This window comes from Lentisphaera profundi, from assembly GCF_028728065.1.
In the GTDB taxonomy this organism is placed as follows: Bacteria; Verrucomicrobiota; Lentisphaeria; order Lentisphaerales; family Lentisphaeraceae; genus Lentisphaera; species Lentisphaera profundi.
In genome coordinates, this window is record NZ_CP117811.1 from 2,321,913 (window position 1) to 2,347,080 (window position 25,168).

Consider the following 25,168-nt stretch of genomic DNA (forward strand, 5'->3'; position numbering starts at 1 on the left):
CGTGCCACTAAAGCATCAAGCTCTCATCGATAAAATGCAAGATGCCTGTACCCACAAACAGATTTCTGGATTTCGCTTAAATGTGCTCTCTCAGCTATTAAAAATCCCCCCTGGCCAAGTGACTACCTATGGACTCTTGGCAAAATCTATTAATTGTCATTCTGCACAAGCCATTGGTCAAGCCTTAAAAGCCAATCCCTGGGCTCCCCATGTCCCCTGTCACCGAGTGATAAAAAGTGATTTACGCATAGGCGGCTTCTTTGGCCAAAGATCGGGTATACAAATAAATAAAAAACTTTCTCTCTTAGATTCTGAAGGCGTTTTCTTTGACAAAGACGGCATTCTTTTAGATTCGACTGCAATCTTTAATTTTGAATAGGATATAACATGAGTACGACAAAAGATGATAAATTAAGTGTAGACATGGCTCTACTTTTGGCACGACTAGCCTTTGGAGGATCCATGTTGATGGCTCATGGTTGGCCAAAACTACAAAACTTCACCTTAGTAAGTGAAAAGTTCCCTTCTTTATTTGGGCTGAGTTCAAGCACTTGCCTAGGACTAGCTGTCTTTGCAGAATTTTTCTGCTCCATACTCTTAATCCTAGGTTTAACTAGCCGTTTTGCTCTCTCACAACTCATCGCTACTATGGCCGTAGGCGTTTACTTTCATACTACTGTATTAAAGCAACAACTATTTGATGCTCCTGGAAAACCCAGTGGAGAGCTCCCTTTTATCTACCTCATGATTTTTATAATACTCATGATTTTAGGCTCTGGTCGAGTTTCTTTAGATGCTGTTATTAAAACAAAAAGAGCCAATCGACCTACAAGCAAACCCTCAAGTAAGTCTAGTGATAAAAAAAAGGCCCCTAAGAAAAAATAACCCTTGCTAGCCGCTACAGATCTGCAAGCATCTCAGACCTTATACCCTAAAATATTTGCTTTTACATTTTTCTTGTAATAATCTAATAGTCAGAATATATAAAGGAGAATGTATGCGGTTTGTAGGATATTTATTGATGTTGTCTTGTGGCTTAGTTTTATCCGCCACAGAACTCAAAATCTATATTGATGCCGACTTCTCCAATTATTATGAATCGAGTCGAGCCATCGAAGTGGGCATCCTTTCTTCTTTAGAACACAATAAAAAAAAGCTAGCCGGCCAAAAAATCACCGTCCACAAACTCGATCACCGGGGCAATAGTCGGCGCAGTCTCAAGAACATAAAAATGGCTGCTGCTGACCCAAAAACCTTAGCGGTTTTTTGCGGAATGCATTCTCCTCCCGTATTAGCTAACCAAAAATTCATCAACGACAATCAATTATTACTCCTAAACCCGTGGGCTGCAGCGGCTCCGATTACTCGTTCTCAATCCAAACACAATTATATTTTTCGACTCTCATTAGACGATTCAACCGTCGGTCAATTTTTAATCACTAGCGGTATAAAAATCCATAAAATACAGCGTCCCTACCTCTTATTAGAAGATACTGCTTGGGGTAAAAACAACTGGAAAACTCTTTCCCGCGCAATTAATAAAGCTGAAATTCGTAAGTCGGGAGTCACTTGGTTCAAATGGGGCTTATCACAATACGCAATTGATAAACTTATATTGAACCTCAAACAATCGAATGCCGACAGCATTGTTCTAGTGGGCAACGCTATGGAAAGCTCAAAAATAGTTAACGCCATTAGTGACGCTAACTTGAAAATACCTATAATTTCCCACTGGGGAATTACAGGCGGCCGCTTCTACGATAGCTTAAATTCTAAGGCGAAAAAATACCCACTATTATTTATTCAATCTTCCCTAGATATGTCCTCCAATTCAAATAACGAAATTATCAAAAAGTGTTCACTCTTATTCCCCGATGATTTCAACAATAATTACATCAAATCCCCTAGTGGTTTCCTCCACGCCTATGACTTAAGCTCTTTATTAATAGAAGCGTCACAGCATGAATTTAAAAAAAGGGGCTTAGACCTAAGGGAGGCCGTGAAGCGTAAGCTTGAGACTCTAAGCACACCTGTAAAAGGCTTAATCAAAACTTATCACAAGCCTTTTCAAGCTTACTCTCCTGATGCTCCTTTTAGTCATGAAGCATTAAACAGCGCTGATTATCGCATGGCTTATTATAATGATCAAGGGCAAATTTCCCACCGAGGAACAGATCATGACTAAGCATTTATCTGCCTACAAAATAAGCGTTAGTGTCATGGTTTTCATTGGCCTCTCCATTATGGTGGGTACAGGCATTATCATCTGCCAAAATTTAACCAATATTTGCCATCAGAACTTTCAAAGCCAAGCCAACATTCGAAGCCAACAATTACAAAAAGAAATCACCCATTACCTGACTCAAAGAACCCGTATTTTGAATGATTTAGCTCAGCTGAGTGTTTTTTCTCAAGCCGTTCTTCAACCTGAACAAAGCGCTGAAGAAGCTCAAAGCTTAATGAATTCTTGGCAACTCCTCGGTAAACATTACCCACTATACTTACTTGACTTTGAAGGCGATGTAATTCGCAGTAGTGAAAATAATGAGTCCGTCTTTGTGATGCATCCTACCATAAAAAGCCTTTTGAAAGAAGAGCTTGATCAAAATGTTGACTTGATCAAGCAAGCCCCTAATCCTCGAATCAGATTGAGTGTTGCAGTTAAACACAACAATCATACAGAAGGAGCTTTAATTACTGAGCTACCCATGACAGAAGCCTACGAGAGCTTGTTACAACTCCTTGGCCCTAGTGAAGGGTTACAAATTTTTCACCATAATGACGAGCTCACTTATTTGGGCCCAAATATACCACAAGCATTCCAACAAAAAATTGAATTAGGCAAAGGCTTTTGGGCAAATATCTATTTTGATTATGCGCCATTTATCAAAACACGAAATCAGGCCTTAGCTCGATATCTACTCATTGCTTTTATAGTGAGCGTTCTCATTACGACAGTAGGCTTTCTCATCATCAACTACCTCTTAATTAAGCCCCTCAGTTCTCTAGAAACACACATGAGTCAATGCACACTCATGTCATCCATAAAAGCTCCTCCAAAACTAATTGTACAGGAGTTTTATAATTTAAAAATCCTTTTTGATAACTTGGTATCCAGCCTAGAAAGTCGCCATAAAAATTTAGAGGATGTAAACACTGAAATGGAACAGCTCGTCCAGCAGCGAACCATAGAGCTCACTGACAAAATTCATGAGTTACAAAAAATGAGTCAGTTCAAATCACACTTTTTTGCCAATATGAGTCACGAAATTCGAACGCCAATGAATGCGATTTATGGTTACACCACCTTACTACAAGAGCTAGAATTAGATGAGCAAGCAAAAAACTATAGCGAATCCATACATCAATCAACTCAAAGTCTCTTAGCCATTATCAACGACGTTTTAGATTTTACAAAAATCCTAGAAGAAAATAGTGAGCTCAACCTTCGAGTATTTAACTTTAACGAACTTTTAAGAAACTTAGAAAAGCTATTTTCTGAATCCTGTGAATCCAAATCCTTAAAACTCAATTTCACTTTACTTGATGAGCCTAATGTATGGGTAAAAGGTGATAAAGATCGCATACGTCAAGTTATGGTCAACCTTATTAGTAACTCAATCAAGTTCACCCCTAATGGTCATATCGATATCATTAGTCAATACCATGACGACACAAATAATGCCTTAATAAATATACAGATTAAAGATTCTGGAAGTGGTATCCCCCCTCTCAAATTAAAAAAATTGATGCATTTCCTTAATGAAAAAACTCCTCTTTCTGAAGAGAGTGGTCTTGGCTTAAAAATAAGTCAAGATTTACTTAAACAGATGGATTCAGAATTATCTATCAGATCTACAGAGAAACAAGGAAGCACCTTTGAATTTGAGCTTCGTTTAGAAAAAATAACTCAAACAGCTACTTCAAAAAAAGTCCCTATAGACTTCTCTATACTTGGATATATGCCCGACATTTTAGTTGTCGATGATAACCGTATCAATTTAGAGCTTGTACGCGATTGCCTTAAAGACTTACCCGTCAACTGTCATCTTACAAGTAGCGGAAAAGGGGCCCTTGATTTCATCAAATCAAATCCCACTGATTTAATTTTAATGGATTGCCAAATGCCACAGATGGATGGTTTTGAAGCCACTAATAAACTGAGGGAGCTAGGTGTAGATATCCCCATCATCGCCTTTAGTGCCAATGCCTTTCAAGATAATATTGACGAATGCTATAAAGTTGGAATGAATGATTATATTGTCAAACCTTTTGAAAAACATATCTTCCTAGAAAAAATCCTTACGTGGCTTAAACAAACAAACACTCAAACGGATAACTAATAGTTCGGATATTGCATTGCCAATCCAAGCCTTTTTCCTCCATCTCTCCAAAAAAAAGACAGTGAAAAATCACTGTCTTTTAAAGTATTGTACTACCTCTTAGAGGTAAGACTCAATCTTTGATACTAAATCATCTTCACGCTGAGCTGCACCCATAAGAGTATCTTTAAGCTCACCATCTTTAAAGATCATGATAGTTGGGATAGAGTTAACACCGAACTTAACTGCACTTGCGTTAGCTTCGTCAGTATTAACTTTCGCTACTTTAGCTTTACCTTCAAGACGGCCAGCAACTTTGTCAATGACTGGGGCGAGCATGCGACAAGGTCCACACCAAGGGGCCCAGAAATCTACCAGCGTTACGCCTTCGGATACAGTTGATTCGAATGAGTTATCATCTAGATTAAGTACTTGATCTGATGCCATATTTGATCTCCTAGTTTTAGAGTTTGAATTAAGTTATTGAAATCTATTCCCCAAATGAGGGAAATCCATTCAAAAAAAGTTTTTTCGCTAAGCTAATTTTCTTTACTCTTCATACAGACTAAACGAATCCGCTCCGCGGGCACTTTTAATTGCGTCATCAAATACTCCTGAAAATCTTGTGGATAGTTTAATTTTTGCAATGCTTCATTCATACAAAGCAACCATGCTTGCATTTCGTTTACATCAATATCCAAATGTGCATGGGCACGAGGAATCGCAATCGTCCCATACTTTTCTGCATAGAGCCTAGGGCCTCCCATCCACGCACTTAAAAAGCAATAAAGTTTATCTTCGCTCTCAGTAAGGTCATTCGGATGCATTGCTCGAATAACTTTGGCTTCTTCCAAATGACTCATTTGACGATAAAATTCAGATACTAATTTCATTAGGCCGTCCGCTTCTCCAACTGCTTTATAAGTAGCGTCCTCTTGACCGTATTTTGAATCTTGGATTTCCATATCAACTCTTTTTAATCAAAGAACTAGTATCTGTATGGTCAAACTTTCGCCCATAAATATCTAAAAAGGTGGTTTGTGCATACGTTAATTCATTCTCATTTAGAGTCAATTCAATTTCAAAGGCCTCGGTCTTTGCCTTCTCCAATAAAAACTTCGATTGAACGACTGAATAGGCTGTATCACCCAACTCGGCTTTCACCTTGAATTTTATAGCCTTACCCTTTTCATAGGTCCCATTTGCTAAGAGACACAAGCCACGTGGGATACTAACAGAAAACATCACTTCATCAGTCCCCTTATCCCACATCCAATAACCAGTTTGATTATGATAAACTTTTCCATCTGGTATTCTTGTAACAACTTGATGGTAGTGAACGACGACTAAATCCTGTACTTCCGCATTGTCGACATCTCCGACAGCAGTATATGTTATCGTTTCTGAAAAATCTGTCGTTTTATCGCCTTGTGGTTTCGGTGCCCTATCCACTCCTGACCTACCTTCCCACACACCAATAAAATTAGCTAACGGTCCATAATCAACACCACCAATAATACTGCTCATAATTCTCTTCCTTGTTTTCTTATAAAATAAAGGGCGTCTGCTTTTTCTCAATGTATGCTCTATCAAACTCTTATTAATTGTTCAAAGTAAAGAAACTGGAGTGCATAATGATTGATATATGTGTCAATTGGTTCAAAGCCCCTTTCGATAAGGATAGAGAAGATATTCTTTCTAGAGCACAAGATGCTGGCATAACTCATATTTTCAGTACGGGGTCAACAGTCGAGAATAGTCAGCAGTCTGCGGAAATCGCAAAACTACGCCCGGAACTATTTTCTGCTACGGCAGGTATCCATCCACATTATGCTTCGTCGTGGAACAAAAATTCACAGGATGCAATTGAGCAACTGCTTCAATTAGATGTCGTACGTGCCCTTGGGGAATGTGGCTTAGATTTCAATAGAAACTTTTCTTCCCCAGAAGAGCAAATATTCGCTTTTGAACAACAAATTGAACTCGCAATCAAATATCAAAAGCCCTTATTCATGCACCAGCGTGATGCCCACGATAGCTTCATTAAAATCATTAAAGAAAAACGTAAAGATTTCACAAAAGGCGTGGTCCATTGTTTCACAGGCACTGAAGAAGAACTCGATGACTATCTTGAACTCGATTTACATATTGGTCTTACAGGCTGGATTTGCGATGAACGACGAGGTTTCCACATGCATGACTTCATCCCCAAGATTCCTCTCAGTCGACTCATGATCGAAACGGATGCACCTTATCTAAGTCCTCGTACAATGAAACCACGAATCCATCGCAATGAGCCCGCTTTTCTTGTTCATCTCGTTCAACAATTAGCTGATATATATGGCTGCTCTTTTGCGGAAGTCGCAAAACAAACCGAGCAGACCACTAAGCCATTCTATAATCTTGATTAAGTTGCTCAGTACGTAAAAAAGCCTCTGCTCAGTGAGTAGAGGCTAGCTTAAATCAAACTAAACGAATTACTTAGAACTTGTAAACAAGATCCAATTGTGCAAGATCGCGTTTTTCATCATCAGATGTACCTTTGATCTGCTCCGTCATGTAGTACTTACCTTGAAGAGTCAAATTTTTAGTCATTTTGTATTTAGCAGCAATGACGGAACCTTCATAATTAGCTCCTCCAATATAATCGGAATCCATAACCATTGATGGAACTGCATTTTCTTCCATGTGGCGCCAGTCATAACTGACTGAGAAATTACCAAAAACAGCTCTTGTTCCAATCATATAGGCCGTTTCTTCGTCATCAGCTTTATTATTGAATGAGTACTGGCCATAAGGAACAACTTTCACATCACCCACATTGAGGTAAACATCTGCAACAACATCAATCAATTGAACTTCGTGATTCTCAAGCTCAATGAAGTCACCATTTCCACTCGCATAGTCCGTATTATTATAATGATAATATGCAACTGCCGCTTTAAAAAGATCAGTTTTCATACCTACTTGAGCGGCATAAAGCATTGTATCATTTTCATTACGTCCGCTATTATTCTGCTGTACTGTAAATGCACCTGCAGTCGCAAATACCGTACCCATATCAACTTGGTAAGCAATACCAGTAGGTCTGTAATCACCATCAAAGAAAGCTTTTGATGTAAAGAAAGGGTTTTTCATCTTACCGAGAATAACTGTCTGCGTACCATCTTGCAGATCCCAGCTATGCTTTGCGTAAGCATAATCTAAGCGAAGATCTCCTGAATCCCATGTGCCTTTATCGCCGTATGTGTCGTTGGTTGAGGCTCCACCTGCATCACCCGTGGCTACACCAATACCGATATCCCATCCTTCAGAAGTCTTCCACTCAGCGCCGACACGTACGCGCTCACGGAAGCGATCGCGACTTCCACCACCTTTTGATTTTTTATTATCTTCGCTCTGGTAACGAAGTCTTAAATCACCTTTGATTTTTAGGCCTTCCACATGACTACTTAAAGAGAGCAGTGAACTCTGCTTACTAACTTCAGATTTAATTTCATCTTTGATATACTTGTGAATAGCTTCATTATGAACAGATTCGACGTCTTTAATTTGCTGACGCATAGCCTGCATTTCTTGCTGTTGTTTCACATAAGCATTCTTCAGCTCTTCTAATTGAGCCGCGACATCGTCAGCCGCTATGGCGGAAAAGGCTGCTGTCATAAGGGACGCAGCTACGATTTTTTTTACTAACATATTGAGTATTACCTTTTTTGTTTACGTTTGTACTAATGCATAATCCTTTTGTGTACAAGCAAATCTTAAGTCCATTATGTTTAGACTTCTTTGGTTTTTTGTTAAACTCTGGTTAACTTTTTGATTTCCGTAGAAAAAAGTTTGTTGATCCGAGTATACATCACCTTTATTATGATTGGAAATGGATAATGGACAGGATGACATAGTACAATGAATAAACAATTCACTTTGATTGAATTAATGACTTCGATCACAATAATATCGATTATAAGCTCTCTAATAATGCCTAGCTTTAGTCGTACAAGGCAACAAGCTTACATGACTTCATGCAAGAATAACCTTAAAAATATAGCCTTAATCAACAGTATCTATACTGACGATCATAAGGGACTTGTCATACCCGCCGACTTTGGTAATACAAACGAAGGTGAACTTCATCATTGGGCCAATTACATAGGCTTTATAAACATAAGTGAGAATATTCTCAAATGCCCATCACTAGATGAGGATGAGCATTTTGACCCCGCTGGTCACGACCCAACAACTGGCAATATATACACACAAGCTTCCTATATAATGAATATTATTCCCAGTAATGCTTGGAATGGCTCTCCCTTTGAAATATCCGGAATGGGCTGGGCTTATGATCCCGAAACGCCCATTAATATCAATGATGTCAGCAAACCCTTTAACACATTATATATGACTGACGTCCTTGCCGATTTAAGTAATTCACACATTGGCATCAATTCTTTTTCAAAAACTGACTGGGGTGAATTACTCACACCTCCTCTTGGCAACGTTCGACGCGTTGGAATTCATCACTTAGGGAATTTTAATGCTAGCTTTGGAGACGGCAGCGTTCATAGAATCAAGCAAACTCACCCCGACCAATGGAATACACAACAGTAGCTACTTCACTTCATTTTTTTCAGGATAAAGCTTCCTGTAAATAAACATTCCTGTCATTAAACGGTGGGGATAATCCCAGTAAAAATAATCTTGTCCTGTAAGATAAGGCCACCGCGCAGATCTTAATTTTGGATCTTCACCAAAGCGAAACAAAATATCTTTAGGAATTATTTTTTGTAACTTTTTTGCCAGAACTTGCTGACGTCTACTAAAATCATGAGGCATGGACGGCAATAAAATCTCAGCCTTTTTTATGTCATCTGCAAGATAAGGGTGCTCACTCCAAATTTTAGCTGCTTTTTCTTCGTCTAAATCATTCCAATGAACATCCGCTAAAAACTTTTTATAAAGTGGATCTATTAAATATTGGCGGCCCTGATAGGATATCTGACAAATAGTATGCTTAGAAATCCCCGTATCTTCCTCAACAAAATATATGATATAGACATCCGCACCTAATTGATACGCTAATTCACACATCACCCAACTTTGGCGATCACATACACCAAAAGCTCTTTGCCAAATATGTAATGGAAATGCCCCCTTGTCTGAAGACGGACCTTTGTCTTTAACCCGTTCATTCACTAAATCATAGAGTGCTTTTATCGGATCTTGATCTTTTTTTAAGCTCTGAACAACTTTATTAACTTGCTTTTTAAAAAACAAACTTTGCACCCAGTAAAATAAATCAAGCTCAGTGAACTTTGAGGCTTCGTAAAAAGTTTTATCTAAAGAAAACTCCTTAAATAGCGCATCGTATGTTTTTTCTTGAATCGCAAAATCTTGTTCAACTAATGAAATCTCATTAACTTGAGCTAGAGCCTTATCATTTTTACCCAGTAAGAGATACTCATAAAACTTTTGTAACTTGAGCTCTTGCTCAGTCAATACAGATTCAACGATCTCCTCAGTTTGTTGCTGCTTCGTCGTGTCAAATTTTGGCTCCACTTCCTGTTTACAAGAAATAAATAAACTCATACAGAACAAGACCTTTAAAAATACTTTACACATCAACAAATCCCTTTAGCTCTTCAATTAATTCTTTAATGGGCAAACCCATGATATTTTCATACGATCCTTCAAAAGATTCAATAATCATTTCGCCGTGCTCATTTATATTATACCCACCAGCTTTATCCAAGGGATCAACTAAAGCATAATAAGAATCCACGACTAAATTATCAAAGATTTTAAAACGAACACAACTTTTCGCTACAAACTGGCGGATTTTATCGCCCTTAGAGAGGCATACCGCCGTATAAACTTCATGAGTATTCCCAGAAAGTTTCAATAAGTTTTTTTTAGCCTCTACTCGATCACGAGGTTTCCCTAAAAGCTCTCCCTTAAAGCAAACGACTGTATCAGCAGCAATAATAAGTCTTTCTCTGTAATTCTGAGCCACTTTCTCTGCTTTTAAGCGCGCATTAAACGCTGCCGTTTCTAGGGGCGTCCCACCTGACTTCTCTTCCACATCTGCAGAAATTATCTCGAGCTCAAAACCTTCCGCCCTTAATATCTCTGCTCTCCTCGGAGAAGCCGAAGCTAAAATTATTTTTTCTCTAATCATTACAAGTCCCTATAACTTACAAAACTAATCATCAAAGTAATGCTTTGAGGTAAGTTATGCTCAATATTTTAATACAAAATTGTAAAAGACCTCAATTCATTTACATAAACGGATGTCGCTATTGAAAATTATTAATTTTAAAGTATATAAGATGCTGTAAAATGGGTTTATGTCTAGCTTTAAGTAGTGTCATAAACAGCTAAAAACTTTTAATAAATATAGTAATAGGGTCAAGCATGAAAAATATTGGCAAGGAAAAAGCCCTTCAGATGCTCGAACAAATGGTTCGTGTACGTCGCTTCGAAGAAGGCTGCCTTAAATCCTACCAGCAGAAATTCATCACGGGTTTCTGCCACACTTATATCGGTCAAGAGGCCGTTGCCGTTGGCGCCATGGCGCACCTAACTCCTACTGACGCATATGTCACTTCTTATCGTTGTCACGCCCAAGGCCTCATTGGTGGACTTAGCTCAAGAGAAGTCATGGCCGAAATGTTTGGCAAAATCACTGGCTGTGTTCGCGGCAAAGGTGGCTCGATGCATGTTTTCTCTAAGAAAAACAACTACCTCGGTGGCCACGGCATTGTTGGCGGACAAATCCCTATTGGTTTAGGTGCCGCTTTTGCACTCAAATACGAAGGAAAAGAAGGCGTTGCCCTGACTTTCTTTGGTGATGGCGCTTCTATGCAAGGCACTTTCCACGAAAGTTTAAATCTCGCATCACTATGGGATGTACCTGTAGTTTTCATCTGCGAAAACAATCAATACGGCATGGGCACATCTAATGAGCGTGCACTTGCCAATCCAAAAGTATCTGATTTTGCTGCTGCTTACAAAATGAAAGGTTATGAAGTCGATGGTATGAATCTCGAAGCTTCTTACAATTCATTTGGCGAAATCATTGCTGATTGCAAGAAAAATAGTCGTCCTGCACTTGTCAATGTAACGACATACCGCTACCAAGGTCACTCCGTCTCTGACGCAGGTCTCTACCGCACAAAAGACGAAGTGAAATGCTGGAAAGAGAAAGACCCGATCAATAGCTTCTATAAATCCATGGAAGAACAAGGCTGGATTGACGAAGAAGGCTACAAAGCCCTCGACAAAGAAATGAAAGCGGAAGTTAAAGATGCTCTCGATTTCGCTAAAGAATCTCCATGGCCTCCAATGGATGAACTCACTAACCATGTTTACGCTTGAGGTAACAAATGCCAATTACTGAATTTAGACAAGCTTTAAATCAAGCTCTTGATGAAGAAATGATCCGTGATGAAAAAGTTTATATCATGGGTGAAGAAGTCGCCGAATACAACGGTGCTTACAAAGTAACTAAAGGTCTACTCGACAAGTTTGGTGAAAAACGTGTTCGTGATACCCCTATTACCGAAGCCGGTTTCACTGGCCTTGGTATTGGATCAGCAATGATGGGCCTACGTCCCGTTATCGAATACATGAGCTGGAACTTCTCTCTCGTTGCTATCGACCAAATCATTTCAAATGCCGCCAAAATGCACTACATGACTGGCGGTCAATTTAGCGTGCCAATTGTTATGCGTGGTGCCTCAGGCGCTGCTGCTCAAGTTTCTTGTCAGCACTCACATAACTTAGAAAGTTTCTACGCACACATCCCTGGCCTTATCGTCATGGCCCCTTCAACTCCTTACGATGCAAAAGGCTTACTCAAAGCCGCAATTCGCAATGATAACCCCGTTATTTTCCTAGAGAACGAAATGCTCTATGGTAACATGGGTGAAGTTCCTGAAGAGGAATACCTCATTGAAATCGGCAAGGGCGATATCAAACGTGAAGGTACTGATGTCACAATCTGTGCTCACTTACGTCAAGTCGGCTTTGCTCTTGAAGCAGCTAAGGTTCTTGCCAAAGAAGGCATCAGTGCGGAAGTTGTTGACCCCCGTACTATTAAGCCCCTTGATATTGACCTCATCGCTGAATCAGTTCGCAAAACTAAGCGCTTAGTTGTTGCTGAAGAAGGACACAAGTTTTGTGGCTTTGGTGCTGAAGTATCATCACTCATTCACGAAATGTGTTTCGATGATCTAGATCACCCCGTCATTCGTGTAAGCCAGGGCGAAACCCCTCTTCCTTATGCGAAAAATATCGAAGCAGCTTCACTCCCCGGTGTACAAGACATCGTTGCAGCTGTAAAAAAATCACTTTATAAATAGGAGTAAGACATGTCTACTATCATGATTACCCTGCCTAGCCTTAGTCCTACTATGACTGAAGGCACTATTGCAGAATGGAAAGTTAAGCCAGGCGATGAAATCGAGTCCGGCCAAGTCATTGCGAGTATCGCCACTGACAAATCAACTGTTGATTACGAATCTCTAGAAGAAGGTTTCCTCCGCGAAATCATCCTCGAAGCTGGTGGCGCTGCCCCAGTAGGTAAAGTTATCGCTGTCTTCACTGAAGAAGCTGACGAAGATTACCAAGCAGATCTCGATGCTGCCCTTGCAGAAGAAGTCGCTAATGAGCCTGAAGAAGAAGTAGATGAAGATGTATCCGATGATGCGCCTACTTCCTCTGCTACTAAAGCTCCCGTAAGCGGTGGTGCTGTAACGGCCACTATTGTCCCTGTCTCTGCACCTCCTGCAGAAGTACCTGGAGTCGGTTCTTTAAGTCCCTCTGCAAAAGATATCAAAGTTTCCCCTGCAGCTCGCAAGCTAGCTGAAGAAAAGCGCATCAACTTAGCGGCAGTAAAACCTGCAACAACTGGCGATCGCATTGTTCTTAACGACATCGAAACTCTTCCTAATGGTTACGGTGCTTCTGAAGCACAAAGTGGCTCTGGTTTAGTTGGTTACGTCAGTCGCGCAAGTGAATCACTGAGCGATGTCCCCATGACACAAATGCGCCAAGCCATTGCTAATCGCATGGTTCAAGCTTCTGCAGGCGTACCAGTTATTTACTTGACGACTAAGATCGAAATGGATCGTCTCATGGACCTCCGTGCACAGCTTAACTCCATGGAAGGCGTGCGCATTTCAATTAATGACTTCATCGTCAAAGCTTGTGGCCTTTCCCTTGCTAAGTTCCCTGCAATGAATGGCGCTTTCCAAGGCGACAAAATTGTTCAGTTTAACGACATCGATATTTCTGTTGCCGTTTCAATTCCCGATGGCCTCATTACGCCAATTGTACGCTCTGCAGATACCAAAGGTTTAGCGTCAATTTCAAAAGATGTGAAGTCACTCGTGGGCAAAGCTCGCTCAAACTCATTGAGCCCTGATGAGTACCAAGGTGGTTCTTTCACTATTTCTAACCTCGGTATGTTTGGTGCTGTAGATAGTTTCACTGCTATTCTCAATCCTCCACAATCTGCGATCCTCGCAGTTGCCGGTACTCAAGAGCAACTCAAACTCGTTAATGGCGAAGTCAAAGCAAGCAAAGTTTGCAAAATGACGATCACTTGCGATCACCGCGTTATTGATGGTGCACTCGCTGCTGAGTTCATGAATGCCTTGAAAGATTATCTTGAAACCCCAGCTAAACTCATCGTTTAAGGAGCCTTAAAATGTCTGATAAATTTGACGTCGTAATTATTGGCGCTGGCCCTGGTGGTTATGTTGCTGCAATCAAAGCAGGTCAAGCAGGACTCAAAGTTGCCTGTATTGACAAAGCAGAGCTTGGCGGAATTTGCCTTAACTGGGGTTGTATCCCCACTAAAGCTTTCTTAAAATCTGCAGAAGTCCTCCAATCTATGAAGCATGCCGAAGATTTCGGTCTCTCATGTTCCAATGCAAAAGCAAGCCTAGAAGCTATTGTTAAACGCTCACGTGGTGTTTCTAGCACAATGGTAAGTGGCATTGAATTTCTTTTCAAGAAAAACAAAGTCACTCACATTAAAGGCACCGCAGAAATCATCGCTTCTAACCTTGTCCAAGTCACCGATGCCGAAGGCTCACGTAACATCGAAACGGATAAAGTGATCGTATCCACTGGTGCTTCACCAGTGAAAATTCCGATTTTTCCCGTAGATGGCGAAAATATCATTACTTATCGCCAAGCACTAGAACTCACCAAGCAGCCTAAAAAACTACTCGTCATTGGCGCAGGTGCCATCGGCGTTGAATTCTCGTATTTCTTCAATGCTATCGGAACTGAAGTTCACTTAGTAGAGATGGCTGATCAATTGCTTCCAGTAGAAGATGCCGATAGTGCAAAAGTTCTCGAGACTGAGTTCAAAAAGCAGGGCATCAACTCTTATCTCAAGACCAAAACTAAATCTCTTGAACTCATCAAGAAAGGCAAAATCAAAGCCATTCTCGAAAATGCTAAAGGCAAAGAAATTGAGCTTGAAGTGGATCGTGTTTTAGTCGCTGTGGGCATGTCTGCAAATACCAATGGCATTGGCCTTGAAGGTGCTGGCGTCAAACTTGACGAACGTGGCAACATTCTCGTCAACGAATTCCAACAGACTTCAAATGAAAATATTTATGCCATCGGTGATTGCGCTGGCCGTCAGATGCTCGCACACAAAGCTTCTGCTGAAGGCGAAGTCGCTGTGGATCATATTGCTGGCAAAGCAAAGCATGGCGTTGACTACGGTCAAATCCCTGGTTGCACTTACTGTCAACCACAAGTTGCAGGCGTTGGTCTTACTGAAAAAGCCGCCAAAGCAGCTGGCAAAACTATCAAGATTGGTCGTTTTCCTTTCACTGCATCAGGTAAAGCTCACGGTGTAGGTCATCCCGAAGGCATGGTTAAACTTATTTTCGATGCTGGCTCAGATCAATTACTCGGTGCCCATATCGTTGGCTATGATGCCACCGAAATGATTGCTGAACTCGGCTTAGCGATGAAGCTTGAAGCTACATGGGAAGAAATTGCTCACACTGTCCACGCTCACCCAACCCTCTCTGAGGCTGTCATGGAATGTGCAATGGACTCACAAGGCAAAGCTATCCACATCTAGTCGCTTATTCAGTGCTAAAAAAAAAGCCTTCCAGTCATGGAAGGCTTTTTTTGTGCAAAGGTCAAAAATTTGCCAAAACTTAAAACAGGCTATATACTTAGCTAAGTAAATAAACTAAGTCATCCTCTATGAATGTAAACATACACGAAGCAAAAACTCAACTCTCGAAGCTACTCAAACTATGTGAGCAAGGAGAAGAAATCATTATTGCTAGAAAGGGCGAACCTATCGCAAAATTATCACCGCTAAAAACAAGCAGAAAGCTAGGCTTTTTTGACTGTGATATCGACATGAAAAACTTCGATGATCTCATACCTGGAATGGAGGATTACTTTGTCGCAGAAGATCAAAATGAATATCCTTCTTGATACACATGCCTTTATATGGCTAGGAACAAATCAAATAGATAAATTAAGCCCTGCTGCAGTTACATCTTTTTTAGATTTAAATAATGAAATCTACATTAGCAAAGCCAGTTTATGGGAAATGGCGATAAAAATAAACATTGGCAAACTCAGTTTATCAAAAACACTTGAAGAGCTTGTCTCTGCTGCAGTAAAAAACAAAATCAAAATCTTGGATATTGAACTTCAACACATCCTTGAGTACCAAAAACTAAAACTTCATCATAGCGACCCTTTCGATAGGCTCATTATTGCATCAGCTTATGTAGAAAAAATGAAACTCATCTCCTGTGACGAAAAATTCAAACTCTATGAAAAACTTGAAATAATTTGGTAATCCTTTTTTTTAGTAAGATTTCTTAAACAATCAGCTTTTATCTATTGAAGCTTAGCACAAACTTAAGTATAATAGTCGAACTCAAACTCTGTGGGGATTAATTTTTCTTTCATGCTCAATCTTAAGCAAATAAAAGCAGTTACTTTTAACTCAGCAAAGAATGCCGCTTCAGACCCCTTTTATTTGGTTCTGCAAATTGGCTCGCTTCTGACGATGCTTGTCCTTGCTTGCCTCCCTAGCCTAAGCGAAGCCTCACATGTGCGTTTCGTGCGTGACCAATGCTTAAGTTTTGTTTTTATTGCTGGCTGCCTCGGCGTTGTCTTCTCTACAATCAAAACCGTAACTGATGATATCCAGCGCGGTGCAGGTGACATTATGATGAGTCGCCCGATCTCCCCAAGGACTTTTTTACTCGGCAAACTCTGCGGACTATTCTTTTCTCAATCCCTATTCTTCATATCTCTCACCTCCGCTTACATCTGGGTAAGTGAGATTGTTCACTACCCTGCTGACCTACTTTACTCAAGTATGGCCTTATACATCATTGCAGTTATTGCGGGCCCTGCTATCGGCGCCTTTCGCCAAGCTTTTTTTAACAAGAGCTTCCCATTTTTTACTTCTCTAGCAATCCCCGCAGTGATGCTCTTTGGTCTAATCATTAGAATCGTATTTGGTTACCGCGGAGACATGGACTTCCTCGGCCTACAAGCTTTACTCCTGCTCTTTTTTGCGAGCCTCGCATTCGCCGGGATCCTACTTCCGAGCGCTGTGCGTTTCGACACCCCTGTAGTACTACTCTCAGGAGTCCTTATTTTCTTCTTAGGCCTTTTCAGTGCTTATGCAATAGAAAGCATCATCCCCTACGAAAAACTCAAAACGCTAAGCCTTGGCACCGTCCCCAATTGGCAGAACTACTGGATTCTCGATCATTTAGCACTCAAAGGAAAAGTCACGGGCACCTATATTTTTTCCTGCTTATCTCAGTCACTCTTACTCTGCGGACTTTATCTTTGCCTAGCAATCAGTATTTTTGAAAAACGTGAAATCAACGGAAGCACTTAATGACCTATAAACGTCAACAAAAACTCGCTTTATTTACAGCTATTGGCAGCTTTGTCCTACTCAGTATTTTTGCCTTGCTCATAAGCAAATCGCCAGAAAACTCCTACGGCCCTGTTCTCCAAGCGGGACTCGCCTTACTCGCCAGTGCCTTGATTGCACTACTCTCTTATTTCCATGCTGGTGCATGTACTCGTGCCGCCATCGAGCAACAAGACTTAGAAGATCGTCCGCCCGAAGATAATATCTTTACAGATAGCGAAGAAAAGGAATTTATTGGGCCACAACAAAGAAATCTCGTCTCATTTCGCAAGCTGATTATACCTATTTTCCTCATCCTTATCTCCGCGATTGAATTTTCTGGTGCTATTTATTTTTTCAATCTATCTGTACCCGAAAATCTCAAACTTCCCGAGCAAGGCTCAAACCCTTTCTTACTGAATAGCTTTCTGCTCTTTGGCCTCGCTTTTATCTTTTTTGCCACAGGAAAGTACCTTGCTGGCGTAGCTTATGGCGAAAAAGCCAGCCTCATTCGTCCCTCCTCTGGTAGATTACTCTTTTTAGCCTTTGCTTCACTGATAGCAGGCTCTGCTTCCTTATTAGCCAACTACAATCACCTACAGTGGATCGATCATGCTAATAAAGCCTTAGCCTGCATCACCCTAGTCCTGGCTTGCGAAAGACTCCTGCTATGGATCCTCGATATGTACCGCCCGCGAGAATCTGATGAAGATGAATCTCCTGTCTACGAAAGTCGCCTACTCTCTATCTTTAGTCGCCCAAGTGGCTTCATTGGCAACCTCTCCGATGTCATGGAATACCAATTTGGCTTCCGCATTTCCGAAGAAATCATCAAAGGCTTTCTCTTTAAAATTCTGTTTCCTTTTGCGAGCCTGCAATTAATCCTACTGATTCTTTTCTCAGCTATCACTTATATTCCCCCAGGTCATACGGCTATCATTAGCGGCTCTGGAAAATCAGAAATTCGCCAATCAGGCCTGAGCTTCAGCCTTCCCTACCCACTGTCATCTGTACAGAGATTTGAAACCTCAAAAATTCATAAATTAAACTTCACTATGGGACCTGACCTCAGAACGGATCGCGAAATAAGTAAACGTGAATTTTTAGCCGACAAATCATGGACTAATGAAGATTACCAAGCCAGTGTATTCTTAACTGGAGCAGGCAAAAATTCTAACACCACAGGCCTAGCTGTACTAAACGCTCAAGTTCACTACAAAATCGACACTGACAAAATCCTTGATTGGGCTCAATTTGAAGAACCCGAAAAACAAGTCAAATCCATTGCTCGACGGGCCCTGACCAAAACATTGCTCCACAATAGCTTCTCGGAGCTTTATCAACTTTCTCGTCAAGAACTTGAAGGCTCCATCGCAAACGCGATTCAAAAGACCATGAAGGAAAATAATACTTCTTTAGGCATTAAAATCATTAATGTCGAAGTCCTCAATTTTCAGCCTCACCCGGTCATTGCAGATAGCTGGAATCAAAAGCTCGATGCCAAAGAAAAAGCGCGCCTCATTCTCGACCAGGCAAAAACTTATGCACTGAGTTCTGAGTTCTCCGCCCTGAGCGAAAAAAGTGCTATTGAGAATACTTCGAACTCCAAATTCCTTATGAGCCAAGCCCTCAGCGAAGCAGATCGTGACATCTTTGAGATTCGCCTTGCTGCTTTTCGCAAATATAAAACCCTCTACACTCAATTTGAGTATATCGAAGTGCTCACAGAACACTTAAGTAAAGTACGTAAAATTGTCTTTACGAAAGAGCAAAAGAAAATTGCGACCCTCGATTTAAAAAAACCACAACCCAATATCCTCGACATCACGGAGTAAGCTCATGAACAAAAGCTCTAAAACACCTCTCATTTTATCTATTATCATCTGCCTAGTGATGCTCGTCGCCATGTGCTCATACAGCGTCGGCCAAAGTGAGGCCGTGGTCATAACCTCTATGGGCAAACAAGAACTTGAGACTAAGCCCGGTCTTCATTTCAAATTCCCATGGCCCATTGCCAAATCCTCTACCATCAATACCAAGCGCCAAATCTTCACTGGCTCAGCTCGAGATATCCCAACAAGTGACGACATCTTGCTATCCTCGCAAATCGCCGCTACTTGGCGCATTAGCGATCCAATCATTTTCCGTAACTCATTAGGCAGCCTCACTGAAGCTCAAGGCACGCTCAAATCTTTAATCGAAACAAATCAAGAGAGTGTTTTACGCTCAAAGAATCGCAATGATCTATTTTCTAGCAAAGGCATGCAAGTAACTGAATCCGAATTACTCAATAACTTAAATGGCAAAACTGAAAAAAACTACGGTATCACTTTTGATTTTGTCGGAATCACTAGCTTCAATGTACCTGCGACAAACTCAGAAAGTATTTTGGCACGCATGAAAGAAGAACGCACCAAAGAAGCCTCACTTATTTTATCAAAAGCTGAATCTGAAGCCAAAGTCATGCGTGATCAAGCAGACACCAAAAAAGCAAAACTCCTTGCAGGGGCAGAAGCCGAAGCAAGGAGAAAACGAGGCACGAGCTTAGTGAGTATTACCGAACAATACGAAAAACACTTGGAATATAGCGACTTCATCCTCTTTCTCAAAAAACTCGATGCGCTCGGTGAAGTCTCACGCTACGACACCACACTCTTCCTTGGTCCCGATACGCCCATTTATGATGTCCTTCAACCGATGAAATTTCAAGAGTCTAAATAAGATGCCTGAAGAAACACCAGAAAAGGGAGGACTCTCCTCTCTACAGGATGCCCTAAAGACGACCTTCTTCTTTATACGCATCACGATGTTTTTACTTGTTATTGGCTTTATCTTTAGCGGTGTGGAAAGCATCGACAAAAATGAAAAGGCACTGGTCTTGCAATTCGGTAAATTAAAAAGCACGAGCAATAATAACTCAAGCTTTGTTTTTGCTTGGCCCTACCCTTTTGATTCGGTGATCAAAATTAAGACCTCGAGTTCACGCAGCATAAAATCCAACACTTTTAGTCCTGAAATTAACGAAGCTGACAAAATCATTCAAACAACTCCAAACAAAGCCCTTATCCCAGGCAAAGATGGCTACCTACTAACAGCTGATATGAATATCCTTCATTGTGAGTCCACCCTACGCTATACCATCCAGGATTTGCCAAAATACCTCTTTGATAATGAGCAACTCGAAATATTACTTCACCAAGTCCTCGATAACGCGCTGTTACAGACCGTTTCAGCTCGCAATATCAAACAAGCTCGTCAGCAAAAAGAACTCCGCCAGAGTACTCAATCTCTAGTTAATAAAAGAATCTCTGATATGCAATTGGGCATCGAGATTTTATCCCTCGAGCTAAAAACCTCTTTCCCTCTACAAATGAGAAAGGAAGCCAATGCCTTGAGCCTCGCTTCAAACCAAGCTTCTAAACTCATCAATGAAGCCGAAACTTATGCCAGTAAAACGGTCGATGAAGCTGAAAGTGAATCCGCCAATATCATTTCTAGAGCCGACATTGATACCACAAGCTTAAAAGCCCGCTCAGACGCTTTACTCAAAACCTTTCTTTCACTCAAAGGCCTTTACGACAAAGCACCCCAAATGACCCGTGAATTACTCTTACGAGAAAAAATGGCCGACATTCTCCCAGACCTCGAAGCCGTCTATTTTACCGATCCCGAGAATACCGAACTGCGTCTCTCACTTCCTCGTCGTCCACTCCAAAAGAAAGGGGAGCTCAAGAAATAATTATGTCTACTAAAGAAAACTCATCTTACCGTTACCTCATTTGGGCTGGTGCAGGACTACTCTTCATCATCAATGCCCAAGTCTTTCGTTACTTTATCGACGATCAACTCTTCCTCACTTCTCTCAGTGGGCTCATTGCAACCATCATCATGCTCATCCCTTTGGTTGCTACTGTCTTTAAAGACTTCAGAGCTGGCGAAAGAAAAATGCATGAACTCGCGATTATTGCGGTGCTCGCAAGCTGCGTCGGCTCAGAAGATTTCACTACCCCCGCCGCCATCGCTTTTTTCTTACTCATTTCACTCGTTATTGAAAACAAAACCGCTTCAGGCGTTAAAGCGTCCCTAGAAAAGCTTGCCAAGCTCGTCCCAGGCAAAGCCATGCGCCTGGATAAAGATGGCAAAGTCACTGAAGTTGAACCCACTGATCTCACTGAAGGTGATATCATTCGCATCCCCCCAGGGGAAAACATCCTTGCTGATGGTGACATCATGAAAGGAAAAAGCTCAATTAACGAAGCCAATATCTCGGGTGAATCTCTCCCCGTTGATAAACAAGAAGGCGATGCCGTTTTTGCGGGTACTGTCAATCTTAATGGACTTCTCGAAATCCGCGTTACTCGTGCCGGTAAGGACACTACTATCGGTAAAGTTCGCGACTTGATTATGAATGCCGAACAAACTAAACTGCCTTTCGTGCGCATGATCGATGAATATGTGCGTTTCTATGTTCCCATTATCTTAACTGCCACGGCTCTTATCCTCTACTTCAATCCTCATGCAAATGATACCCTCATGCGTGTGACTGCAGCTCTGGTTATTGCCTGCCCCGTGGCCCTTATCCTCGCTACTCCCACCGCGATTGTTGCCTCCCTTTCAGCCGCTGCGCGCTCAGGTATTTTAATCAAAGACATTAATCACATCGAATCCATGGCTCGGGCCGATGCCTTCATGTTTGATAAAACGGGTACGCTCACTTCTGGCACCCTCGCAGTTGAGCTGGTCGCGCCCCTGCAAGATGGTGATGAAATTTCACTCATAAAAGCCGCTGCGATTGCGGAGTCGGCAAGTTCTCACCCCGTGGCTCGTGCCGTCAGACGCTTCGCAGAAGATGCCGGCTTTGAAGGAGTCCACCCTGATAACCTTCACGAAGAACCTGGTCGAGGTGTTCGTGCCGATTGGGATGGCCATACAATCCTCGCAGGTAATTTCAAGTGGATGGAAGACAATGGTATTAATACTGAATACTTTGATGCCGCACTCGATGACATTGCCCTTAGCATGAGCTTACTCTACATCAGTATTGATGGCATCCCTGCTGGCTGGCTTGGTTTATCTGATTCCCTACGTTCTGACTCTGCTGACACTTTAAACGATTTAAAAAACCGTGGCATTCGCTATCTGGGCATTGTCTCTGGTGATCGCCAATCTGTGGTCGACATGGTAGGCTCAAAACTCGCGCTCAATGGTCGCAATGGTGGATGCTCTCCTGAAGATAAAGTTAAACATCTACAAGCTCTCAAAGAAAAAGGCTATCACGTTGTTTTCGTAGGTGATGGTGTCAATGATGGCCCTGCACTAGCTACTGCGGACATTGGCATTGCCATGGGAGCAGCGGGCAGTGATATCGCCGTCGAATCCGCTTCAATTGCCTTAATGAATGACAACCTCAATCGCTTGCCTTTTTTGGTTCAACTTTCTAGATCCATGCGCTCCGTAGTTTTACAAAATCTTGTTTTAGGTATTTTTATAATTTTGGGTGGTATGATTCTTGCCGCCATGGGCATGTTACAGCCTGTTATCGCCGCGGCTTTTCAGGTCATTGGCTCACTTGCCGTGGTCATGAATTCAGCTCGCCTCGTTCGCCAAGGCGAAAACTTATCCGGAGATAGCCATGAGTAATGAAGAATTTGTCATCAAAGGTGCTGGTCTACAAAAGACGTTTAAAGATTTCTGGGGTCGCCCCAAAGTCAAAGCGATACAGAATATTGATATTACTGTGCCCAAAGGCAGTATTTTTGGTCTTCTAGGTCCCAATGGCGCAGGAAAATCGACTCTCCTCAAAATCATTCTTGGCCACCTCTATCCGACAGCGGGTCGCATACAGGTTTTAGGAAAAGATCCCCGTGATGTCAAAATCAAACAAAAAATGGGTTATTTACCTGAGCGATCCTACCTCTACAAGAATTTAACTGCCACTGAAACATTGCATTATTTTGGAGAGATCTTAGGTCTTGACAAAAAACAAATCAAAAGTCGTACAGAACAGCTCCTCGAAATGGTGGGACTCAAAAATGCTATTCACCGTCAAGTGGGACAATTTTCTCATGGCATGACGCGACGCATGGGTTTAGCTCAAGCTTTGCTCAATGATCCTGAGCTGCTTATTCTTGATGAACCCACTGCAGGTCTCGATCCCGTTGGCTGTCGTGAAGTAAAAGACCTTATCCTCACCCTTGGTCAACGGGGTAAAACTATCCTACTCACGAGTCATCTACTTGCCGACGTCGAAGATGTTGCCGATGATTTACTGATGCTCTTTGGTGGCTCAGTCCAAGCAAGTGGCAAAGCGAAATCACTTTTACAGGACCAAGATAAAACTCGCCTTGAGTTCCCGAATGTCAGTAAGGCAACATTACAAAAAACTTTGGCTTCACTCAAAACTGAACTCCCCAGTACCAGTATCAATATTACTTCACCGAATCAAAGCCTCGAAGATTATTTCCTCAATCTGGTTCGCACTTCCACGGCAAAAGGCGAATCCACTTCTGGCGCCTCCGCAGGTTCTGGCGTCGCTGACTACCTCAAAGATGACAGTGATCAATCATCAGAATCTCTAGTAGCAGGCGACAGGATTCAGGAATCAGGAGCTACAAAAGAACTTAATCCACAGATTTCACAGAGCAACACAGAGCAAAAAAACTCTGAACCGAATAATTCAAAACTAAACATTCAAAATTCAAAATTAGATACCCCTGGGGCCGCGGACGTCCCGTCCGCTCCAACTTCTGTCTCCACAGCTGGGAGCACCGAATTCCATTCGGCACCGAACTCAGATCTCAATTTAAAAGAAAGTAATCCACAGATTTCACAGAACAACACAGAGCCAGAAAACTCTGCCAACTCTGACCTGAAACCTGTCCCCTCTAACACAACTGACGAGTCAAACCCTGGGACCGCGGACGTCCCGTCCGCTACTACTTCAGTCTCCACAGCTGGGAGCACCGAATTCCATTCGGCACCGAACTCAGATCTCAATTCAAAAGAAAGTAATCCACAGATTTCACAGAATAACACAGAGAAAGACACCTCTGCCAACTGCCAACTGCCAACTGATAACTCTGACCTGAAACCTGTTCTCTCTAACTCAACTGACGAGTCAAATCCTGGGACCGCGGACGTCCCGTCCGCTCCTACTTCAGTCTCCACAGCTGGGAGTACCGAATTCCATTCGGAACCGAATTCAAATTCAGAAAACTCTGACCTGAAAACTGTCCCCTCTGACCTGAAACCTGTTCTCTCTAACTCAACTCAAACTAAATTTCCTGACAACTGCCAACTGACAACTGAAAACTTTAATCAACAAGCTGACCAAAATCCAACATTGCCGGAAGACACCCCAGAAGCGAAAGCTCTAGGCTCCCTCCCCCCTGTCCCCAAATTAGGCCTCAGTGAACATGAGCAAATCTCGATAAAAATGAAGAAAATCAAAAAGCATATTCACCGCACATGAAGAAAGCCCTTACAGTTTGCAAACTCTGTTTACGCTTATTACTTCGAAAAGGCAGTAATAAAGGACTCGCTTTATTGATAGTTGCTATTGCTTTATTCAGCTTCTTTTCAACTAAACATAATGGTGTTTTAGTGGAAGAATTAAAAGTCAGAGTTCTCTACTCATTTAGTATTACTTATACTTTTTTAAGTATTGCGATCATCGCACTCACATGCTTCACTATTCGCCGCCAAATTGATTCGCGCAATATCCATCAACTCTGCTCCTTACCCCTCAGTCGTATTAACATCTGGCTAGGACAAGCTATGGCCTTATTTATTATCGCTTTTTTTCTGCTTTTGACTCTCTATATAAGCATTGGGGGGCAAGCTACTTTTATCAAAAAGATTTTTCACCCGAAGAAAAGCAAGTCCTCTATAAAAGTATTCAATCACCTGTAAAAGA

25 protein-coding genes are annotated in these 25,168 nt (G+C 41.6%); 19 read left to right on the top strand and 6 right to left on the bottom strand.

Annotated elements, in window-relative coordinates:
* Position 1 precedes the first annotated feature (1 nt).
* The 4 genes from PQO03_RS09375 to PQO03_RS09390 all read left to right on the top strand — a co-directional run bounded on the left by PQO03_RS09375 (position 2) and on the right by PQO03_RS09390 (position 4,343).
* Positions 2-379: an MGMT family protein gene (locus PQO03_RS09375; protein WP_274149814.1), complete on the top strand. Its 378-nt coding sequence runs from the start codon at positions 2-4 to the stop codon at positions 377-379.
* Positions 380-387: 8 nt separating this feature from the next.
* The gene (locus PQO03_RS09380) at positions 388-885 is read left to right on the top strand and encodes a DoxX family protein (RefSeq protein ID WP_274149816.1); all 498 of its coding nucleotides are present in this window, start codon (positions 388-390) and stop codon (positions 883-885) included.
* Between the two features lie 112 nt (positions 886-997).
* Entirely contained in the window at positions 998-2,185 is a 1,188-nt protein-coding gene (locus PQO03_RS09385) for an ABC transporter substrate-binding protein (RefSeq protein WP_274149818.1), read from the top strand.
* Entirely contained in the window at positions 2,178-4,343 is a 2,166-nt protein-coding gene (locus PQO03_RS09390) for a hybrid sensor histidine kinase/response regulator (protein WP_274149820.1), read from the top strand. Before PQO03_RS09385 ends, PQO03_RS09390 begins: the two co-directional genes overlap by 8 nt.
* Positions 4,344-4,442: 99 nt before the next feature.
* On the opposite strand, the gene trxA is transcribed toward PQO03_RS09390, so the two are convergent.
* From trxA to PQO03_RS09405, 3 genes are all read right to left on the bottom strand, one after another.
* Positions 4,443-4,769, bottom strand: coding sequence for a thioredoxin (gene trxA / locus PQO03_RS09395; protein WP_274149821.1), 327 nt, complete (start codon positions 4,767-4,769; stop codon positions 4,443-4,445).
* 92 nt (positions 4,770-4,861) lie between these two features.
* Positions 4,862-5,287: a group II truncated hemoglobin gene (locus PQO03_RS09400; RefSeq protein WP_274149823.1), complete on the bottom strand. Its 426-nt coding sequence runs from the start codon at positions 5,285-5,287 to the stop codon at positions 4,862-4,864.
* A gap of 1 nt (position 5,288) precedes the next feature.
* Positions 5,289-5,849 (bottom strand): heme-binding beta-barrel domain-containing protein, encoded by a 561-nt coding sequence (locus PQO03_RS09405; RefSeq protein ID WP_274149825.1) that lies wholly within the window; start codon positions 5,847-5,849, stop codon positions 5,289-5,291.
* A gap of 107 nt (positions 5,850-5,956) precedes the next feature.
* Between PQO03_RS09405 and PQO03_RS09410 the strand changes: the two genes are divergently transcribed.
* Entirely contained in the window at positions 5,957-6,733 is a 777-nt protein-coding gene (locus PQO03_RS09410; RefSeq protein WP_274149827.1) for a TatD family hydrolase, read from the top strand.
* A gap of 70 nt (positions 6,734-6,803) precedes the next feature.
* On the opposite strand, the gene PQO03_RS09415 is transcribed toward PQO03_RS09410, so the two are convergent.
* Complete coding sequence (locus PQO03_RS09415; protein ID WP_274149829.1) at positions 6,804-8,018, bottom strand: putative porin; 1,215 nt, start codon at positions 8,016-8,018, stop codon at positions 6,804-6,806.
* A gap of 210 nt (positions 8,019-8,228) precedes the next feature.
* Between PQO03_RS09415 and PQO03_RS09420 the strand changes: the two genes are divergently transcribed.
* Complete coding sequence (locus tag PQO03_RS09420; RefSeq protein WP_274149830.1) at positions 8,229-8,930, top strand: type II secretion system protein; 702 nt, start codon at positions 8,229-8,231, stop codon at positions 8,928-8,930.
* Here the strand turns inward: PQO03_RS09420 and PQO03_RS09425 are convergent, their stop codons facing one another.
* The gene (locus PQO03_RS09425; RefSeq protein ID WP_274149832.1) at positions 8,931-9,941 is read right to left on the bottom strand and encodes a hypothetical protein; all 1,011 of its coding nucleotides are present in this window, start codon (positions 9,939-9,941) and stop codon (positions 8,931-8,933) included.
* Positions 9,934-10,497, bottom strand: coding sequence for a Maf family protein (locus tag PQO03_RS09430; RefSeq protein WP_274149834.1), 564 nt, complete (start codon positions 10,495-10,497; stop codon positions 9,934-9,936). The genes PQO03_RS09425 and PQO03_RS09430 overlap by 8 nt, the downstream gene beginning before the upstream one ends.
* Positions 10,498-10,733: 236 nt before the next feature.
* On the opposite strand from PQO03_RS09430, the gene pdhA reads away from it, so the two are divergent.
* From pdhA to PQO03_RS09495, 13 genes are all read left to right on the top strand, one after another.
* Entirely contained in the window at positions 10,734-11,696 is a 963-nt protein-coding gene (gene pdhA / locus PQO03_RS09435; RefSeq protein ID WP_274149836.1) for a pyruvate dehydrogenase (acetyl-transferring) E1 component subunit alpha, read from the top strand.
* Positions 11,697-11,704: 8 nt separating this feature from the next.
* Positions 11,705-12,682: a pyruvate dehydrogenase complex E1 component subunit beta gene (locus PQO03_RS09440; protein WP_274149837.1), complete on the top strand. Its 978-nt coding sequence runs from the start codon at positions 11,705-11,707 to the stop codon at positions 12,680-12,682.
* A 9-nt stretch (positions 12,683-12,691) separates the two neighbouring features.
* Positions 12,692-14,020: a dihydrolipoamide acetyltransferase family protein gene (locus tag PQO03_RS09445; protein WP_274149838.1), complete on the top strand. Its 1,329-nt coding sequence runs from the start codon at positions 12,692-12,694 to the stop codon at positions 14,018-14,020.
* An 11-nt stretch (positions 14,021-14,031) separates the two neighbouring features.
* The gene (gene lpdA, locus PQO03_RS09450) at positions 14,032-15,432 is read left to right on the top strand and encodes a dihydrolipoyl dehydrogenase (RefSeq protein ID WP_274149840.1); all 1,401 of its coding nucleotides are present in this window, start codon (positions 14,032-14,034) and stop codon (positions 15,430-15,432) included.
* A gap of 128 nt (positions 15,433-15,560) precedes the next feature.
* Positions 15,561-15,800 (top strand): type II toxin-antitoxin system Phd/YefM family antitoxin, encoded by a 240-nt coding sequence (locus PQO03_RS09455; protein WP_274149842.1) that lies wholly within the window; start codon positions 15,561-15,563, stop codon positions 15,798-15,800.
* Positions 15,784-16,173 (top strand): type II toxin-antitoxin system VapC family toxin, encoded by a 390-nt coding sequence (locus tag PQO03_RS09460; RefSeq protein ID WP_274149844.1) that lies wholly within the window; start codon positions 15,784-15,786, stop codon positions 16,171-16,173. Before PQO03_RS09455 ends, PQO03_RS09460 begins: the two co-directional genes overlap by 17 nt.
* A 111-nt stretch (positions 16,174-16,284) precedes the next feature.
* The gene (locus PQO03_RS09465) at positions 16,285-17,235 is read left to right on the top strand and encodes a hypothetical protein (protein WP_274149846.1); all 951 of its coding nucleotides are present in this window, start codon (positions 16,285-16,287) and stop codon (positions 17,233-17,235) included.
* On the top strand, positions 17,235-19,088 hold the full coding sequence (locus PQO03_RS09470) for an SPFH domain-containing protein (protein ID WP_274149848.1): 1,854 nt from the start codon (positions 17,235-17,237) through the stop codon (positions 19,086-19,088). The genes PQO03_RS09465 and PQO03_RS09470 overlap by 1 nt, the downstream gene beginning before the upstream one ends.
* Before the next feature lie 4 nt (positions 19,089-19,092).
* Complete coding sequence (locus tag PQO03_RS09475) at positions 19,093-19,974, top strand: SPFH domain-containing protein (RefSeq protein WP_274149850.1); 882 nt, start codon at positions 19,093-19,095, stop codon at positions 19,972-19,974.
* Position 19,975: 1 nt separating this feature from the next.
* A complete protein-coding gene (gene hflK / locus PQO03_RS09480) occupies positions 19,976-20,992 on the top strand; it encodes a protease modulator HflK (protein WP_274149852.1) in 1,017 nt (338 codons plus the stop codon).
* 2 nt (positions 20,993-20,994) lie between these two features.
* Positions 20,995-22,893 (top strand): heavy metal translocating P-type ATPase, encoded by a 1,899-nt coding sequence (locus PQO03_RS09485; RefSeq protein ID WP_274149855.1) that lies wholly within the window; start codon positions 20,995-20,997, stop codon positions 22,891-22,893.
* On the top strand, positions 22,886-24,724 hold the full coding sequence (locus PQO03_RS09490; protein ID WP_274149856.1) for an ATP-binding cassette domain-containing protein: 1,839 nt from the start codon (positions 22,886-22,888) through the stop codon (positions 24,722-24,724). Before PQO03_RS09485 ends, PQO03_RS09490 begins: the two co-directional genes overlap by 8 nt.
* Positions 24,721-25,164: a hypothetical protein gene (locus PQO03_RS09495; RefSeq protein WP_274149858.1), complete on the top strand. Its 444-nt coding sequence runs from the start codon at positions 24,721-24,723 to the stop codon at positions 25,162-25,164. The genes PQO03_RS09490 and PQO03_RS09495 overlap by 4 nt, the downstream gene beginning before the upstream one ends.
* Positions 25,165-25,168: the final 4 nt, after the last annotated feature.

Excerpts from the sequence above, each read along its gene's own strand:
- PQO03_RS09420 (WP_274149830.1), top strand. The coding sequence starts at position 8,229 with ATGAATAAACAATTCACTTTGATTGAATTAATGACTTCGATCACAATA.
- PQO03_RS09410 (WP_274149827.1), top strand. The coding sequence starts at position 5,957 with ATGATTGATATATGTGTCAATTGGTTCAAAGCCCCTTTCGATAAGGAT.
- PQO03_RS09385 (WP_274149818.1), top strand. The coding sequence starts at position 998 with ATGCGGTTTGTAGGATATTTATTGATGTTGTCTTGTGGCTTAGTTTTA.
- PQO03_RS09430 (WP_274149834.1), bottom strand. The coding sequence starts at position 10,497 with ATGATTAGAGAAAAAATAATTTTAGCTTCGGCTTCTCCGAGGAGAGCA.
- PQO03_RS09390 (WP_274149820.1), top strand. The coding sequence starts at position 2,178 with ATGACTAAGCATTTATCTGCCTACAAAATAAGCGTTAGTGTCATGGTT.
- PQO03_RS09485 (WP_274149855.1), top strand. The coding sequence starts at position 20,995 with ATGTCTACTAAAGAAAACTCATCTTACCGTTACCTCATTTGGGCTGGT.
- PQO03_RS09460 (WP_274149844.1), top strand. The coding sequence starts at position 15,784 with ATGAATATCCTTCTTGATACACATGCCTTTATATGGCTAGGAACAAAT.
- trxA (WP_274149821.1), bottom strand. The coding sequence starts at position 4,769 with ATGGCATCAGATCAAGTACTTAATCTAGATGATAACTCATTCGAATCA.
- PQO03_RS09400 (WP_274149823.1), bottom strand. The coding sequence starts at position 5,287 with ATGGAAATCCAAGATTCAAAATACGGTCAAGAGGACGCTACTTATAAA.
- PQO03_RS09380 (WP_274149816.1), top strand. The coding sequence starts at position 388 with ATGAGTACGACAAAAGATGATAAATTAAGTGTAGACATGGCTCTACTT.
- PQO03_RS09440 (WP_274149837.1), top strand. The coding sequence starts at position 11,705 with ATGCCAATTACTGAATTTAGACAAGCTTTAAATCAAGCTCTTGATGAA.
- pdhA (WP_274149836.1), top strand. The coding sequence starts at position 10,734 with ATGAAAAATATTGGCAAGGAAAAAGCCCTTCAGATGCTCGAACAAATG.
- PQO03_RS09455 (WP_274149842.1), top strand. The coding sequence starts at position 15,561 with ATGAATGTAAACATACACGAAGCAAAAACTCAACTCTCGAAGCTACTC.
- lpdA (WP_274149840.1), top strand. The coding sequence starts at position 14,032 with ATGTCTGATAAATTTGACGTCGTAATTATTGGCGCTGGCCCTGGTGGT.
- hflK (WP_274149852.1), top strand. The coding sequence starts at position 19,976 with ATGCCTGAAGAAACACCAGAAAAGGGAGGACTCTCCTCTCTACAGGAT.
- PQO03_RS09495 (WP_274149858.1), top strand. The coding sequence starts at position 24,721 with ATGAAGAAAGCCCTTACAGTTTGCAAACTCTGTTTACGCTTATTACTT.
- PQO03_RS09475 (WP_274149850.1), top strand. The coding sequence starts at position 19,093 with ATGAACAAAAGCTCTAAAACACCTCTCATTTTATCTATTATCATCTGC.
- PQO03_RS09445 (WP_274149838.1), top strand. The coding sequence starts at position 12,692 with ATGTCTACTATCATGATTACCCTGCCTAGCCTTAGTCCTACTATGACT.
- PQO03_RS09465 (WP_274149846.1), top strand. The coding sequence starts at position 16,285 with ATGCTCAATCTTAAGCAAATAAAAGCAGTTACTTTTAACTCAGCAAAG.
- PQO03_RS09470 (WP_274149848.1), top strand. The coding sequence starts at position 17,235 with ATGACCTATAAACGTCAACAAAAACTCGCTTTATTTACAGCTATTGGC.
- PQO03_RS09415 (WP_274149829.1), bottom strand. The coding sequence starts at position 8,018 with ATGTTAGTAAAAAAAATCGTAGCTGCGTCCCTTATGACAGCAGCCTTT.
- PQO03_RS09490 (WP_274149856.1), top strand. The coding sequence starts at position 22,886 with ATGAGTAATGAAGAATTTGTCATCAAAGGTGCTGGTCTACAAAAGACG.
- PQO03_RS09405 (WP_274149825.1), bottom strand. The coding sequence starts at position 5,849 with ATGAGCAGTATTATTGGTGGTGTTGATTATGGACCGTTAGCTAATTTT.
- PQO03_RS09425 (WP_274149832.1), bottom strand. The coding sequence starts at position 9,941 with ATGTGTAAAGTATTTTTAAAGGTCTTGTTCTGTATGAGTTTATTTATT.